General features: G+C 60.9%; 15 protein-coding genes. 10 read left to right on the top strand and 5 right to left on the bottom strand.

Annotation, left to right across the window (positions count from 1 at the left end; translation table 11 throughout):
• The first annotated feature begins 10 nt into the window (after nucleotides 1–10).
• From ACWUKX_RS07330 to ACWUKX_RS07290, 9 genes are all read left to right on the top strand, one after another.
• Nucleotides 11–1,114, top strand: a complete 1,104-nt coding sequence (locus ACWUKX_RS07330) for a CgeB family protein (RefSeq protein WP_456005313.1) — start codon at nucleotides 11–13, stop codon at nucleotides 1,112–1,114.
• Complete coding sequence (locus ACWUKX_RS07325; RefSeq protein ID WP_455849224.1) at nucleotides 1,114–1,920, top strand: sugar phosphate nucleotidyltransferase; 807 nt, start codon at nucleotides 1,114–1,116, stop codon at nucleotides 1,918–1,920. Before ACWUKX_RS07330 ends, ACWUKX_RS07325 begins: the two co-directional genes overlap by 1 nt.
• Before the next feature lie 2 nt (nucleotides 1,921–1,922).
• Complete coding sequence (locus ACWUKX_RS07320; RefSeq protein WP_456005310.1) at nucleotides 1,923–2,681, top strand: TIGR04290 family methyltransferase; 759 nt, start codon at nucleotides 1,923–1,925, stop codon at nucleotides 2,679–2,681.
• Nucleotides 2,678–3,610, top strand: coding sequence for a beta-xylosidase (locus tag ACWUKX_RS07315; RefSeq protein ID WP_456005307.1), 933 nt, complete (start codon nucleotides 2,678–2,680; stop codon nucleotides 3,608–3,610). Before ACWUKX_RS07320 ends, ACWUKX_RS07315 begins: the two co-directional genes overlap by 4 nt.
• Nucleotides 3,611–3,617: 7 nt before the next feature.
• Nucleotides 3,618–4,469 (top strand): PIG-L deacetylase family protein, encoded by an 852-nt coding sequence (locus ACWUKX_RS07310; RefSeq protein WP_456005305.1) that lies wholly within the window; start codon nucleotides 3,618–3,620, stop codon nucleotides 4,467–4,469.
• Nucleotides 4,466–5,530, top strand: coding sequence for a glycosyltransferase (locus tag ACWUKX_RS07305; protein WP_456005303.1), 1,065 nt, complete (start codon nucleotides 4,466–4,468; stop codon nucleotides 5,528–5,530). Before ACWUKX_RS07310 ends, ACWUKX_RS07305 begins: the two co-directional genes overlap by 4 nt.
• Before the next feature lie 9 nt (nucleotides 5,531–5,539).
• On the top strand, nucleotides 5,540–6,529 hold the full coding sequence (locus ACWUKX_RS07300) for a GNAT family N-acetyltransferase (RefSeq protein ID WP_456005301.1): 990 nt from the start codon (nucleotides 5,540–5,542) through the stop codon (nucleotides 6,527–6,529).
• Complete coding sequence (locus ACWUKX_RS07295; RefSeq protein WP_456005298.1) at nucleotides 6,526–7,482, top strand: class I SAM-dependent methyltransferase; 957 nt, start codon at nucleotides 6,526–6,528, stop codon at nucleotides 7,480–7,482. The genes ACWUKX_RS07300 and ACWUKX_RS07295 overlap by 4 nt, the downstream gene beginning before the upstream one ends.
• A 498-nt stretch (nucleotides 7,483–7,980) precedes the next feature.
• Nucleotides 7,981–8,163 (top strand): hypothetical protein, encoded by a 183-nt coding sequence (locus tag ACWUKX_RS07290; protein WP_029356162.1) that lies wholly within the window; start codon nucleotides 7,981–7,983, stop codon nucleotides 8,161–8,163.
• Here ACWUKX_RS07290 and ACWUKX_RS07285 read toward each other — a convergent pair whose 3' ends face one another.
• Nucleotides 8,164–8,727, bottom strand: coding sequence for a sigma-70 family RNA polymerase sigma factor (locus ACWUKX_RS07285; protein WP_029356161.1), 564 nt, complete (start codon nucleotides 8,725–8,727; stop codon nucleotides 8,164–8,166).
• 350 nt (nucleotides 8,728–9,077) lie between these two features.
• Here ACWUKX_RS07285 and katE point away from each other — a divergent pair, with 350 nt between their 5' ends.
• On the top strand, nucleotides 9,078–11,189 hold the full coding sequence (gene katE / locus ACWUKX_RS07280; protein WP_456005295.1) for a catalase: 2,112 nt from the start codon (nucleotides 9,078–9,080) through the stop codon (nucleotides 11,187–11,189).
• Nucleotides 11,190–11,281: 92 nt separating this feature from the next.
• On the opposite strand, the gene ACWUKX_RS07275 is transcribed toward katE, so the two are convergent.
• The 4 genes from ACWUKX_RS07275 to ACWUKX_RS07260 all read right to left on the bottom strand — a co-directional run bounded on the left by ACWUKX_RS07275 (nucleotide 11,282) and on the right by ACWUKX_RS07260 (nucleotide 15,518).
• Nucleotides 11,282–11,776, bottom strand: a complete 495-nt coding sequence (locus ACWUKX_RS07275) for a hypothetical protein (protein ID WP_456005292.1) — start codon at nucleotides 11,774–11,776, stop codon at nucleotides 11,282–11,284.
• Between the two features lie 768 nt (nucleotides 11,777–12,544).
• Nucleotides 12,545–13,237, bottom strand: a complete 693-nt coding sequence (locus ACWUKX_RS07270; RefSeq protein ID WP_287160170.1) for an ABC transporter ATP-binding protein — start codon at nucleotides 13,235–13,237, stop codon at nucleotides 12,545–12,547.
• Nucleotides 13,237–14,385, bottom strand: coding sequence for an ABC transporter permease (locus tag ACWUKX_RS07265; protein WP_456005421.1), 1,149 nt, complete (start codon nucleotides 14,383–14,385; stop codon nucleotides 13,237–13,239). The genes ACWUKX_RS07270 and ACWUKX_RS07265 overlap by 1 nt, the downstream gene beginning before the upstream one ends.
• Nucleotides 14,382–15,518: an efflux RND transporter periplasmic adaptor subunit gene (locus tag ACWUKX_RS07260; protein WP_456005290.1), complete on the bottom strand. Its 1,137-nt coding sequence runs from the start codon at nucleotides 15,516–15,518 to the stop codon at nucleotides 14,382–14,384. Before ACWUKX_RS07260 ends, ACWUKX_RS07265 begins: the two co-directional genes overlap by 4 nt.
• Between the last annotated feature and the right edge of the window lies 1 nt (nucleotide 15,519).

Here is a 15,519-nt window from a genome sequence, read left to right as displayed (position 1 = left end):
GGACAGCCGGATGCGAATGGTCATTTTCGGTCTCACCGTCACCTCCTCGTGGGGAAACGGACACGCGACGCTGTGGCGCGGCCTGATCCGGGCGCTGGGCGGGCTGGGCTGGTCCGTCACCTTCTTCGAACGCAACACTCCCTATTATGCCGGGGCGCGCGACCTTGATCATCTCGATGGCGGCAACGTCGTTCTCTATCCGGACTGGGAAGACATTCGCCATGTCGCGGAACAGGCTATCGGGCAATCGGACGTCGTCATCGTCACGTCCTATTGCCCCGACGCCGTGGAGGCATCGCGCCTGGCGCAGCAGACCTGTCGCGGGCTGAAAGTTTTCTACGATCTGGACACCCCGGTCACACTCGCCCGCATCGAACAAGGTCTACGACCGGCGTATTACGGGCCCGAAGGCCTTCGCGATTTCGACCTCGTCCTAAGTTATACGGGGGGAACCGCAATCGATGCGCTGAAAACTCTGCTGGGTGCGCGCCGTGTCTTGCCACTCTATGGTCATGTCGATCCCGAGCGACACCGGCCAGCAGAGCCCCGGGCTGAATTTGCTGGAGATCTATCCTATCTCGGAACTTATGCGGCTGATCGCCAGGCCGGCGTCGAAAAGTTGCTGGTCCGCACGGCAGCGCGCCTGCCGGACCATCGTTTCGTCATCGGCGGCGCCCAATATCCGCACGAATTTCCGTGGGGCGAAAACATCTTCTTTGTCAGGCATCTTCCGCCTGCGGATCATCCGGCCTTCTTTTGCTCATCGCGTCTGACGCTGAACGTGACCCGCGAGGCGATGGCCAAGAGGGGCTGGTGTCCTTCGGGCAGGCTGTTCGAGGCGGCAGCCTGCGGCGCGGCGATCGTGAGCGACACCTGGCCAGGCCTGAGCAGTTTTTTCCAACCCGGCAGCGAGATCATCCTGGCGGACACCACCGACGACGTGGTCGCGGCAGTCTGCTTGTCCGACAGCAACGTCGACGCAATCCGGCGCCGTGCGCGCGAGCGGGTGTTGGACGAGCACACCTCTGCGCAGCGCGCCAGGGAACTGGACCGCCTCCTGTCCGATGCATTGCAGGGCTTGACGGCGGGCGAGCCATTGAAGGAAGCAATCTGATGTTGGGCATCGTGCCCGCTGCCGGCCGCGGCAGCCGCATTCAACCGCTCGGCTTCTCGAAGGAGCTCCTGCCGGTCGGCAGCCGCATCGACGGCCAGACCGAGCGCCCGTGCGCGGTGAGCGAATATCTGGTGCGTCGCATGGTGCGCAACGGTGTCGACAAAATCTGCTTCGTCATCGGATCGGGCAAATCGGACATCCTCGAATACTATGCCGCCGGCTACGGCGACGCCGCCGCACTGTTCGTCGTACAGCCCACTCCCGTCGGTCTTTGCGATGCGATCTTCCGCGCCGCCCCGCTCGTCGCACCGGACGAGACGGTTCTGATCGGCCTGCCCGATACGATCTGGTTTCCGGAAGATGGCTTCTGCCGCCTGCCGGACGACCGGCTGTCGTTTCTACTCTTCCCGGTGGATCACCCCGAACTCTTCGATGCCGTCGTTCTCGACCAGGGCGACCGAGTGAGGGAGATCCAGGTCAAGCAACAAGACGCCGCATCGAACTGGATTTGGGGCGCGTTCAAGATGCCGGGCCGCATACTTCACCAGCTTGCCGCGCTTTGGCGCGAGCGGAATCAAAGCGACGAATACGTCGGTACACTCATCAATGCCTATCTGGCGGCCGGCGGTGAGGCTTACGGCGTCAAGGCAGGCACCGCCTATGTCGACGTCGGCACTTTCAACGGCTACCGCACGGCACTTCGGCTGCTTGAGAACAACGACACTACGTTGGAGGACCCGAAAAACCTCATGTTCGCGCTGCGAGGGCAGTCGCAGATACCAAGCCATCCAGGCGAAGGAGGCTAGCCATGTTGCATTCGAACGCGGAAATCCGTCGCCGCATCGATGCCCTTGGCCCGTGGTTTCACAACATGGAGCTGGCAGGCGTCGAAACCGCCCCCGACCATTTCCTCGGCAACTACCCGCTGATCAAATGGCGCAAGTTCGCCGACGCCATTCCTGCCGATCTGTCCGGCAAGGCCGTGCTCGACATAGGCTGCAACGCCGGCTTCTACTCGATCGAGATGAAACGACGCGGCGCCGGCCGCGTCCTCGGCATCGATTTCGATGAAGCCTATCTGGCGCAGGCGCGCTTCGCCGCCGAGATCGCGGACTGCGACATCGAATTCCAGCAACTGTCGGTCTACGACGTCGGCGCGCTGCGGGAGAAATTCGACATCGTCCTGTTCATGGGTGTGCTGTATCACCTGCGCCACCCCCTACTCGCTCTCGATCTGATCCGGGAGCACGTCGCCGGCGACCTGATGATCTTCCAGTCCATGCAGCGCGGCAGCACCGAACTGCCTGCACTCGATGAGAATTATCCTTTCTCAACACACGATCTGTTCGACCGACCCGAGTTTCCCAAGCTGCATTTCGTCGAGCATCGCTATGCCGACGACCCCACCAACTGGTGGATTCCCAATCGTGCCTGCACCGAAGCGATGCTGCGCAGCGCCGGCTTCGAGATCGTGCTGCACCCGGAGCAAGAGGTCTATTTCTGCCGCGCGGCCAGCGAACCGGCAGGTGGCGGCGCCGTCTATCCGTCGAAAAGGACAACTTCATGATTGAAGCAGCGATGATTTGGAACGAGCCGAACAACAAGTCCCATTGGGATCCCGAACTCGACCCCGACTGGAGCCGCTTCGCCAATATGGCAATACTGGCCGCCGATGCCATCGCATCGGAAAACCCAGCCGTGACCAAGATCCTGGGCGGCATTTCGCCGATCGATGCCGACTTCATGGCGCTCATGAAGCAGTACGGCGTGCTGGATCATGTCGACGCCGTCGGTGTGCATGGCTTCCCGCTCGACTGGAACCTCTGGCAGATTCAGGAATGGCCGCAGAAGATCGGCGAGATTTCGACCGTGACCGATCTGCCGGTATGGGTCAGCGAAGTTGGTGTGTCGAGCTTCGGTGCCGAGGAAGTGCAGCTGTGGGGCTTGCGCCGGACCGCCGAACTGCTGCTCGGCAACGCCTCGCGCATACAATGGTACAGCCTCTACGATCTTCCGCGCGAATGGGGGGCAACGACACGCCATCGCGAGGCGGAAGGCTCCTCCTACTATCGCCACTTCTACATGGGCCTGCTACGCGAAGACGGTACGCCCAAACCCGCGCTCGAGGAATTCCTGCGTTACACGCCCAAAATGGGACTGGTGCAATGGTTCCACTTTGAAGATCCCCGGCTGGATGACGCCGTCGCCTGGATGAAGCGGCTGGGCGTCACCAATGTGCGCACCGGACTTTCCTGGGCCGATAGTTTCAGGCCGAATGCGCTGGACTGGTACGACCGGCAGATGGAAGCGCTTGCCGACTTCGACGTGACCATCACCTTCTGCTTCACTCCCGAGCACCGCGGAGTGATGCCGCATCACACCAGTCCGCCGCTAGTGCCGGAGGAATTTGCCGAGTTTTGCGCGACGATGACTCGCCGCTACGCTCCCGCCATGGCTGCCTCGCCAGTCAGAGCGGTGCGGGCTTCGGCAGCATGAGTGAGCAATGCAACACGCACCTGACAGATCCGGAACGCTTGCCGAATTCGCGGCCCTGTTGACAGGCGCTGCCCCGCACGGCTCTGACGGTGCTGAAATTATGATCGTTGTCGCGCATCCGGATGACGAGACTATCGGCATCGGCGGACATCTTGCCGGATTGCGCGGATCTCGCATTGTGCATGTCACTGACGGCGCGCCGCGAGACCTTGATGACGCGCGAGCGTACGGCTTCGAGACTTGGCAGGACTACGCCGAGGCCCGCCATAGGGAGTTGGAGACGGCGCTGGCGGCAGCGGAATTGCCGTCGACGGCCATGATCAGCCTCGGTTATCCCGACAAACAAGCCGCCGGGAATCTTGGCTCGCTCGCACGGGAGCTGACCGGCCTTTTGGCCGATCGCGATGTCAGTTTCGTCTGTACGCATCCTTATGAAGGCGGTCACCCCGATCATGACGCGACCGCCTTTGCCGTACATGCGGCCTGCCATTTGCTGCGCCGCGATGGACGCCCGGCGCCGGCCATCGTCGAAATGGCGTTCTATTGCGCCGGACCTGAGGGCGCAGTCCTCCAGGACTTCAACGGCGATCCCGGCGGTGAGTGCATCGAACTCCACCTTACGGAAGCGGCCTTCGAACGGAAGCAGTGCATGCTGGCCTGCCACCGGACACAGCAACGGACGCTGGCGCCGTTTACGGCGCGCGTCGAACGTTTCCGGGTGGCGCCCACCTATGATTTCCTGGCGCTGCCGAACAACGGCAAGCTTTATTACGAGGCGCTGCCGCTCGGCTTCGAACCGGCGGTTTGGCTCCACGCCGCGGCCGCTGCACATGAGGAGCTTGGGCTCGGCCGGCCATGACCCTCACCGTCCTGAACGTCGCCTACCCTCTCGCGCCAGTCGGCCCCGATGCGGTTGGCGGTGCCGAGCAGGTGCTGTCGATGCTCGACCAGGCACTCGTGCGCGCGGGACACGGCTCCATCGTGATCGGTTGCCAGGGCTCCAAAGCAGCGGGCGTCCTCATCGAGACACCTGCAGAACCAGGCGTGCTCGACGATGCGGCGAAAAAACGGGCCCAGCGCTCCCACCGCGCAGCGATAGATGTCGCACGCGCCCGTTGGCCGATCGACGTGGTTCATCTGCACGGCATCGATTTCGATGCCTATCTGCCTGGCCATGGCCCGACGCTTGTAAGCCTGCACCTGCCGCTCGATTGGTATCCGTCCGATGCTTTGCGCCCAATCCGTGACGATCTATGGCTGCACGCCGTCTCGGCGGCCCAACAGAGGACCGCGCCGCCGGGTGCGAAACTGGTTGCGCCCATTCCAAACGGCGTCGATATCGACGCGCTGAGCGGTCGGCAGTCCAAGCGCAACTTCGCGCTGGTGCTCAGCCGCATCTGCCCGGAAAAGGGCATCCATCTTGCACTGGATGCGGCCAAACAGGCTGGTGTGCCGCTGGTCATCGGCGGCAAGGTCTACCCCTATGAAACGCACACTCTGTACTTTCGTGACGAAGTCCAGCCGCGCCTCGACCAGCAGCGCCGCTTCCTCGGTCCGCTCGGCTTCACCGCCAAACGGCGCTTTCTCAATGCCGCCCGATGCCTGGTCATTCCCAGCCTTGCCGCAGAAACCAGTTCGCTTGTCGCGATGGAGGCGATGGCCTGCGGCACGCCGGTTGTCGCCTTTCCAAACGGCGCGCTGCCGGGCGTGGTCGAACACGGCAGGACGGGCTTTCTGGTCAATGACGTCCATGAGATGGCGGGAGCCATAGTCGCAGCATCCCGCCTGGATGCCGAGATATGCCGGGCCGAGGCGCGGCGGCGCTTTTCGCTCGACCAAATGATTTCGTCTTACATGGACGCGTACCATGCGCTGGCAGAGCTTGGTGCCGGCCGCAGGCGCCTCGCGGCGGTGCAGTGAGCGGTTTTCATGCTCCGCTCCGAGATCATCGACGATCCGGCCGCCCTTGAGGCCCTGGCGCCGCGCTGGCGGGAGCTCTGGGCGCACAGCCGGACGGCGACGCCGTTTCAATGCCCCGCCTGGCTGGTGCCGTGGTGGCGCACATTCGCGCCCGGAGAACTGGCGACGATCGCCGTCTGGCGTGGCGACGATCTGGTGGGATTGGCGCCGCTTTATCTAGAACACACAACTTCCGGTTCGAAACTGCTTCCGGTCGGGATTTCGTTGAGCGACTATCTGGATGTCCTGTGTTTCCCCGGCATCGAAGCGGCTGTCGCCGCCGTCATCGCCGACCGGGCTCTTGCGATCAATTGGTCGCAATGGATTTTCCCGGACCTACCGGCGGGTGCCGCGGGTCTCGCCATAACGCACCCTGCACTGGAGGCGGGTCAACTCGTCGATCACGCTGCTTGTCCCGTGCTCTCTATTGCCGGGGACGAGGCGCTGGCGGTCTGCGTTCCCGCGCGGCGAAGACGCCAGTTGCGCCGCGCACATAAAGCCGCATGCAGGCGCGGCTGCGTTTCCATCATGCCGGCGCAAGCCGATCCCAAAGCATTCTTCGATCACCTGGTCCGCCTTCACGGCGCGCGTTGGGCCGGACATGGCGACGGCGTTCTGGCCGACCCGGCTGCGGAAGAATTCCATCGACAGGCGCTTCCACTGCTTGCCGCGCAGGGCCTTGTGCGATGCTGGCTTGTTGCTATCGATGATGCGATGGTCGGGGCCTATTACGGATTTCACCATCGCCACCGCGCCTACGCCTATCTTGGCGGTTTCGATCCGGCCTACGCCGAGGAAAGTCCCGGCGCAATCCTCATTGGTCACGCGATTGCCGAGGCGGCTCGTGAAGGGGCGCGGGAGTTCGACTTTCTGCGCGGCCAGGAAACCTATAAATATGGCTGGGGCGCCGTCGACCAATGGACAATGCGAAAGGTCTGGACGCGGAGCATCGCTCAATGAGCACGACCGGACGAAAATCATCGTCACAGGCCTCGACAGCAAGAATGGTGCTCGATGAGTGCATTGCCGACGGCGCCTGCGTCGAAGCCATCATCGCCAGACTGGCGCTTCGCTTCGCGACGGGGATCGATGCCGCAGAATTGGCTGATTTGGCGCTGGATGTGCATTCGGCCGACCTTCGAAAACGAGACAGACTGGAGCGGGTCGCCGACCTGCTTCGTCACCGGCCTGACGTCTTTGCCATGCTGCGTGAAACAGGTGCGGCCGTTCGCCACGAGCGTAATGAGGAGGAAACGGATGCCGCTGTCGTCGAGCGGCTTGCCGCCGGGTTCGATGCGGCGGCGATGATTTCCCTGCCTGCAAGCGTGCAACTGTCCTCCCTGGGCGACGAGGAGAGGCTTTCAGCCGCTACCGATGAGATCGTCGAATGGCTGGAAAGGCATGGCTTCACCGGCGCCGATCGGGACATACTGGACATTGGTTGTGGCATCGGGCGTTTCGAAAGCGCGCTCTCCAGCGCGGCGCACCGGGTCGTCGGCATCGACATATCTTCGAAAATGATTTCGATCGCTCGAGAGCGATGTGCCAAGCTGCGCAATGTGGAACTGCGGCCGACCTCTGGTCTCGATCTTGCCGATTTCGGCAACGCAAGCTTCGATTGCGTGCTGGCTGTCGACAGTTTCCCCTATCTGGTACTGGCTGGCCTGGCGGAGCGGCATTTCAAGGAAATTGCGCGTGTTCTGAAAACGTCAGGCATGGCAGCACTTCTGAATTACTCCTATCGCGGATCGCCGGCGCTGGATCGTGCCGATGTTCACCGCCTCGCCGAAGCCCACGGCATGCAGGTCGTGGTTGCCGGCGAGAAGCCGTTCCGGCTGTGGGATGGCAATGCATTTCTTCTTTCTGCATCCGACGGAACATTACGGCCCAATGATTGTTCGGGCGTCAAATAGAAAAGGCACCTGTGAGTGCCCACAATCCGAAGGAGGACTAGATGGCATCCGGCGGTAGACATCACCCTCTGCCGTCAGGAAAAGGCTCCGGCGCCGGCGCGATGACCGATTTGGCCAAGGACAAGGTCGAGGAAACGCGGCTTTGTCAGGACAGAGCCTAGGAAGCAGCACACCGAGCGACGCCGGCTCGACGGCAATCGGATCAATTCCGATCAGTATCACGCCGCGGATCGGCTCTCTCAAGACTGACTGTTGCAACCGCTAACGCGAATCATGACCAGTGGCAGCAGAGGTCGCGAGAGTCGAATTATCGAGCGCACCCGGCAACATTGCCGGGGGAGAGGGAGGGGAAAGCATAGGCTTCCCCGACGAGATTAGCGGCTTCGAAACAATGCTGTGCAAGGGACGGCGCTGACGGCGAGGACGGCGCGTGAATCCTTGCAAACGCTGATTGCTGTCACCACACTGGTGAAGGGACCAATTCGTTAAGAGAACACTATGTCTCGCTCAAGCGACGATACCATCAGCCCGCAACTCCGGCTGGCAATAGACCGGAAGATTGCATCTCTGCTGACTGCCATCGAGCAGGAAAAGGTCCCCGACCGTCTGACCAACCTTGCGGTCCAACTGCAGAACGCGCTTGTCGAGAAGCGTCGATGCAAAGCAAAGAAAGTGGAATAGCTATCGACGCCTGTCGACTGCCAAGTTTCCCTGTGCTTCGGACAGGTGATTGCGTCTTTCTACCAATGTCTGCAACGAACTTTCGCCGAGGTGTTCCAGCACGCTGGCGCGCGCTCGGTTAAGGCGGCTTTTTACCGTTCCCACCGCGCAACCGCATATTTCGGCAGTTTCTTCATAGCTGACGCCAAGCACGCCGATCAGCATCAGGACCTCGCGCTGATGTTCCGGCAGCTTCTGGACCGCGCTAGAGACTTCCTTGCTCTGAACGGTCCATTCCTGCGTCGCTTCCGAAATCGGGATCGAAGAGGCGCAGTCAAGCAGGCCGGGTTTTTCCCTGTCGGCGGCCTTAATGCGCGTATAATAGGTGTTGCGCATGATGGTGAAGAGCCATGACTTCATACGCGTTCCGGGCTCGAACTTATCGATGTTGGCGAGCCCTTTGGTCAACGTCTCCTGGACCAGGTCATCAGCATCGTCAGGAACACGGCAGAAGGTGCGGGCGAAGGCTCGCAAGGCAGGTATCAGGTCAACGATGGAAACGTCATCCGTTTCCTGGTTGGCCAAGGCGTAGCCCCTCGAGGACAATGGTCCAGCTCCCAGCAAGAATAAGTTGATGCACGCAGACCTAGCTAAATGCATGAAGGTTGGGTTCGTTCCGGACGTCGAAATAAGTCGCTAGAAAATCTTGGATTGGGCGAACGCACACCCGTCTCTGTGCGGCCGAGTTCTGTTGCAGTGAGGCCCCCCGATTAGAACACTGCCAGGGTCCGCCCGCAGTGGGCAGCCAGCGACGGCGATTCGCCATTGTTCCGCAAGCAAAGGCGCCAGTCTTTTGCTGGAACAAAGCTGCGCATCGGCAGTTCGACGCCCTGAGCCGGTGGTTCCGGCCTTCATCCATCGAGGAGCGATAAACCATGGCCCAGTCCCGGCAGCGTTCAGAAACTCAGCCTGCAAGCAGTCGCGACCAAAATGTCGAGCGTGGAAACGGCGGTGAGTTTCACCAAACGGCGGAAGGCGAGACCCCTGTCCTCACCACTGCGCTCGGAACGCCTGTCTCGGACGATCAGAACACTCTGAAGATCGGCGAGCGTGGGCCATCGCTGATCGAGGATTTCCACTTCCGTGACAAGATCTTCCATTTCGATCACGAGCGGATACCCGAGCGGGTCGTGCATGCTCGCGGCTACGGGGCACACGGCTATTTCGAAACCTATGAATCGCTCGCTAAATACACGCGCGCCGACATTTTTCAGCGTGCTGGCGAAAAGACGCCGGTTTTCGTGCGCTTCTCGACAGTCGCCGGCAACAAGGGCTCGTTCGACCTGGCCCGCGACGTGCGCGGTTTCGCGGTCAAGCTTTACACCAAGGAAGGCAATTGGGATCTGGTCGGCAACAACATCCCGGTTTTCTTCATCCAGGACGCGATCAAGTTTCCCGATCTGATCCATGCCGCCAAGCAGGAACCGGACCGCGATTTCCCGCAGGCCCAAACTGCGCATGACAATTTCTGGGACTTCATCAGCCTGATGCCGGAATCGATGCACATGATCATGTGGATCATGTCAGATCGTGCGATCCCGCGCTCCTTCCGCTTCATGCAGGGCTTCGGCGTCCACACCTTCCGCTTCGTCAACGCGGACGACGAATCCACCTTTGTCAAATTCATCTGGAAACCAAAGCTTGGCATGCAGTCGGTAGTCTGGAACGAAGCGGTCAAAATCAATGGCGCCGATCCGGATTTCCATCGCCGCGACCTATGGGAGGCGATCCAGTCCGGCAACTTCCCTGAATGGGAACTTACCGTACAGCTCTTCGATCAGGACTTTGCGGACAGCTTCGATTTCGACGTCCTCGACGCCACCAAGATTATTCCCGAAGAGATCCTCCAGCCGATCCCCGTGGGGCGACTGGTCCTGGATCGCATGCCGGATAATTTCTTCGCCGAGACCGAACAGGTTGCGTTCATGACGCAGAACGTGCCCCCCGGCATTGATTTTTCCAATGACCCGCTGCTGCAGGGACGCAACTTTTCCTATCTCGATACCCAGCTGAAACGGCTGGGCAGCCCGAATTTCACCCACCTTCCGATCAATGCACCGAAATGCCCGTTCGCTCATTTTCAACAGGATGGACACATGGCCATGCGCAATCCGGTAGGCCGTGCCAATTATGAGCCAAATTCGTGGGGCATGGGTCCGCGCGAAGAACCCCAGCGCGGTTTCCGTTCCTTTGCCGATGCCGAGGAGGGCCAGAAAGTGCGGCTGCGGGCGGAAAGCTTCGCCGACCACTACAGCCAGGCGAGGCAGTTCTTCAACAGCCAGACGCCTCCGGAACAACGCCACATCGCGATGGCTTTGACATTCGAGTTGAGCAAGGTCCAAACACCGGCAATCCGCGAACGAATGGTCTCCCATCTGCTGAACGTCGACGAGGCTCTGGCGACCACTGTCGCCGACAAGCTTGGCATTCCAAAGATGCCCAATCCGGCAAACGCTGCCGTGCCGCCGCGAGACGACCTGGAGCCATCTCCGGCGCTCAGCATCATCAAAAACGGACCGGAGAGCTTCAGAGGCCGCAAGGTTGGCGTGTTGGTCAGCGACGGCATGGATGCCGCGATGTTCGAGCAACTCCGATCCGCGATCGAAACGGAAGGCGCGGTGATGGAGGTTGTCGCCGCAAAGGTCGGCGGCGTAAGTGCGGCCGACGGCACGCAAATCGAAGCGAGGCACATGATCGACGGCGGACCATCGGTCCTGTTCGACGCGGTCGTGCTTATGTTGTCAGAACCGGGCGCCGAACTGCTGGCCAAGGAAGCCGCGGCGAAGGATTTCGTTTCCGATGCCTTCGCGCATTGCAAATTCATCGGGTTCACGCCGCAAGCCGAGCCACTCCTGGCCAGGGCAGGTGTCGAGGCGGATGCGGATGAAGGACTGATAAGGCTGGAATCAGAAGAGGCGGCTGAGGAATTTGTCCAGGCCTGCCGGAAGTTGCGGCTTTGGGCGCGGGAGGCGGCCGTCAAGCTCTGACGCGGGTGCATGCTGGCCATCTGTTTGCATGGTAGACGGGAACCCCGGCGACCATGCGGGCGGAAGCATCCGCGCCGCTCTTACTGGGCCGTCTATGACCGGGCGTTGTTCTTAGTCGCTTCCTCTCGCTGCTTTTTCAGGACTTCGTCAGTCCCGACCAGCTTTTTCGCCCCGCCGGAGATCGCTGTGGACACCACGGCCGGCGGGTCACTCGCGGGAAAGGAATCCTCAAGTCCGGCCTGCAACTGGTCTTCCAAGGTTTTTGGCTCTTCCGACCGACCAAGTGTCCTTCGGGTTTCTGCTTCCTCCAGCGGCTGTTTCATTTTCGGTGAACAACTGACCTCTCGAACGCAGGCGTAAAGCTGTTCGATGGCAAATTCCTTCATTGTCTCGAAATCTGCCCTTTCATCATTCATTGCCTCGATCTGATCGACCATAGTCTTCTCGAACCGGTCAAGGCTATCGCTTCCGCAAGCCTGGCAAAGACGCAATAATGCTTCGTGGAGCACTTTCGGACCAAAATAAGCAGACGCTTCGAGCTTGAGCCGCTGCAAATGCTCTGGAGTTGCCGCCTGAAGTTTTGACATATGCAGCCCTTTCGCCTGACGAGCATATCAACGGCAATCGTCGGCAGATGTTCCATTCACCCGGCCTGATGCATAGCTCTTGTTCAGCGGACCGCCGCGCTTCCCATTTCAGGCGTAACGGCAAAATGGCGTCACATCCGCAATTCAGCTCATGCTTTACACCTCAAACGGCGGCGCGGTCATTTAGATGGGGCCGATCGCGTCTAGACAGTTCTACGCGATTTTCGGCCTGTAAATGCGGCAAAGGCGGTAATGACGTGAGAATAGGATGGTTTGAGGGCTTGGCCGACAATGCAGCAAGCCGAAATGCCGGGTAGTGGGTCAGTTTGAAATCGTCCCGTCAACACTATCTAAATAAGCACGGATCGCTTTAGCAGTGGCCTCTGCGCGCGGGCGAGAAGTTGCTCTCAGACCTAGTCCCATATGATCGCATTCGATCTTCATGAGAAATTCGACAGCGTCGTCTACGATCCAGTCTCGGCGAAGCCGCCTTGCCGCCTCAAGTAGATACGGGTCATACTCATCTGCGAAGGGCTTATGGTCCCAAACCTCGCCTTTCGCGAGCAAGCCTATTGGGTCCCACTCGGAAAACCCGATATCTCGCAAGCAGGAAAGCTTCAAATGGCCATGCATTTCCACCGTCGTGGTTGTCTCTGATCAACAGCGCCGAAATTGTGGGAACGCCTATTTCGCGTTTCGCAGATTTCAAACTAACCCACTACCAAATGCCGGCGTGTCTGGACTTCGGTCATTTGCAGCGGCGGGTGTCTACCTCCGTGCTCGGCCGTCTTCGAGTTCGAGCGTCGAATCGAAGTAAGTCATCCAGCGCGTATCGTGAGTCACAACGCAGATCGCGACATTGCGACTGTCCGCCAGATGCCTGAAGACCTTCATCACCATCTCCGCCCGCGTACCATCCAGCGCAGCGGTGGGTTCGTCGGCCAGAATGACGGTTGGATCATTAGCCAGGGCCCTTGCGATCGAAACGCGCTGCTGCTCGCCGCCGGAAAGCTGGGACGGATAGTTGGAGCCGCGATGTCCCATGCCCAACGCATCGAGCAGCCTGGCGGCTCGCACCTGCGCCTGCTGCCGGCCGACATCGTTGACCTGCATGGCGATAGCGACGTTCTCGGCCGCCGTGAGAAAAGGGATCAAATTCGCCTTCTGGAATACAAAGCCAAGATGGGTCCGCCTGAAGGTCCGCAGCTCGTTGAGCTTAGCACCGGGACGCGAAATCACCTTGCCGTCGAACAGAACCTCTCCCGTAGTCGGAGCCTCCAGCAGGCCGGCGATCATCAGCAGTGTCGTCTTGCCCGAGCCGCTGGGGCCGACGATGCCGCTGACGGCGCCGGGGCTCAAGGTCAGCGAACCTTCAGCCAGCGCGGTGACAGGAGAGCCGCCGCTCTCATAGACTTTGCTTGCGCTGCGGACCTCCAATGTGGCGAGGCGGCGCTGCGACATCAGGCCAGCACTTCCTGGGCACGGACGGCGAGCGCGCGACGGATCGCAAACCAGCTGGCCGCAAGGCTTAGCGCCATGAGCACCAGCGACAACACGCCAAGGTCGGATTCGGTGATCAGCACGGTTCTCGGGAACCTCGGATAGATCGTGAACGAGATGGCGATGGCCAGAACGAGGCCGCAAAAGCCGATCAACCCCGCCTGCTGCGCGATCATGCCGATGATCACCCGGTCGCGAGCGCCAATCAGCTTCAAAAGCGCTATCTGCGCGACCTTCTCGATCGTCATCGTATAGATGGTCAGCGCTATGACGGCGCAGCAGATGAGCAGCGTCATCGTCGTGAAAGCCAGGATCTGGACGCGGAGCTTGCCGAGGCGGCCGTCCAGTAGAAGCGTTTCCTGGTCCTGTTGAGTCAGGACCTCGACATCACCCCAGCGCCTGATCGCATCGCGCACGACCTCCTTATCAGCGCCCGGGAGAGTTTCGACGATCACTGCGGCGACACTACCGGTATCGTCGCCCAGACCCATGCGGGTCTTGCCCTTGGCGGCGCGGTTGAGGAGGATCGCTTCGCTTGGAAGGAGCTGATTGATGACCTGCGCGTCCGGGATGGTGACGAACAGTAGACCGTCGCCACCCATGTCGACCTGCCCGGTAGACACGCCGACAATCGTATAGCTATCCCGTCCAAGCCGGATCTCGTCGCCAACAGCCAAGCCGAGAGTTTTGTCCGCTATGGCCTCGTAACGATTCGATTGGACGTGGCGGCCTGCGATCAACGGTATCCAGCTACCACTGTCGCTTGGATAATCCACTCCGGTGACTGACATGCGCAGGGGGGCCCCGTCGACATCGAACTGCTGATTGTATTGGATGAACCGCCGCGTTGCCGCAACGCCGGCCACGCCGGCCACGCGGCGATCGAGATTGGCCGGAACGGCGGAGGATTCGGCGAACGGCCCGGACTTTCCCCCTTCGACGACCCAGAGGTCGGCACCAATGCCATCGATCACGATGAGTGCTTCGTAGACGATGCCGCGATACATGCCCAGCATGCCGATCGTCGCCGCCATCAGCAGGCCAACGCCGAAGACAGTCAGGATGAACCTCAACAGGTTGTGCCTGATATCTTTGATCGCGAGGTTCACCCGCCTGATACCTGTATGTTGACCGCCTGGTACTGGAAGCGGCCTGTCGGACTGAGCACCACATCCCCGACTTTCAGGCCGCGCGTGATCTCGATATCGGTACCGCTGGAATAGCCCAGTGAAACGGGCGCCCAAAAGGCCCGGCTTTCGCGGGCAACCCATAGACCCACCCGCCCCTGGTTCCTGGCTAGGAAACGCTGTGGCACGGCGATGCCCGGCGATGGCGATTCCGCTTCGATGATGATGCTCGCACGCTGCCCAACCGCCCAGTTCGCAGGCACCTCGTCCAGTTTCAGATCGACTGTGAACTCACGCGTCTCCTGGTCGACCTGCCGGCCGATCCGCAGGATCGAAGCGGCATAGGGCCGCTGCGGATTCGATGAGAACGTGACCTTCGCGACCTGCCCAGGCCGAAGCGACCCCATTGCGGATTCATCGAAGCGTGCAAAGACCAGCAATGATTTTGGATCGACGATCTGCATCAGTTCGACGCCCGGTGAAAGCAGGTCGCCGACTGTACGACTGCGGGAAACCACGACACCGTCAACCGGGGAGCGTATGGAGGTTTCGCCGACGCGGCTCCGCAGTTGCTCGACCTCGGCGGTCGCGGCCGCGGCCTGGGCCTTTGCACGCTCGATGGTAACAGTCGCTCGCGCCAACGCGGCCTCAGCCTGCTTCTGGGTGCCCTCGACGAGGTCAAACTCAGATTTGGAAATCGACTTGCTGGCCAGCAGCAGCTTCCTGCGCCCCAGATCGGCCTGAGCGGTGCCGGCGGCGATGGCCAGCCGGTCGCGCTCGAGCTCGGCCTCGCGCACACTCTCCGCAGCGGCCCGGTCGTTGGCGACCGCGGCGGCGAGCTGGTATTCGAGTTCGGTCGCGTTGAGGGTGGCGAGTACGTCGCCTGTCTTCACTTCGTCATTCCGGTCGACGCGGACCTCGGCCAGGAACGCCTGGATCCGTGCCGTCACGACAACCTGATTGGTCGCGCCAAGCAGGCCAGGACCGGCGATCTCGCGCGCGATCAGCCTTTGCTGGGCGACATAGGACTCAACCTGAGCGGGCCAGATGTACCATCCGGAAAATAGCCCGACTGCCGCCAGAACGGCAAACAAGATTAAGATGAAGCGAACCACG

It is taken from the genome of Mesorhizobium sp. f-mel, from assembly GCF_053850215.1.
The sequence above is the reverse complement of the archived record's forward strand: the minus strand, read 5'-3'. Positions and strand labels throughout refer to the sequence as shown.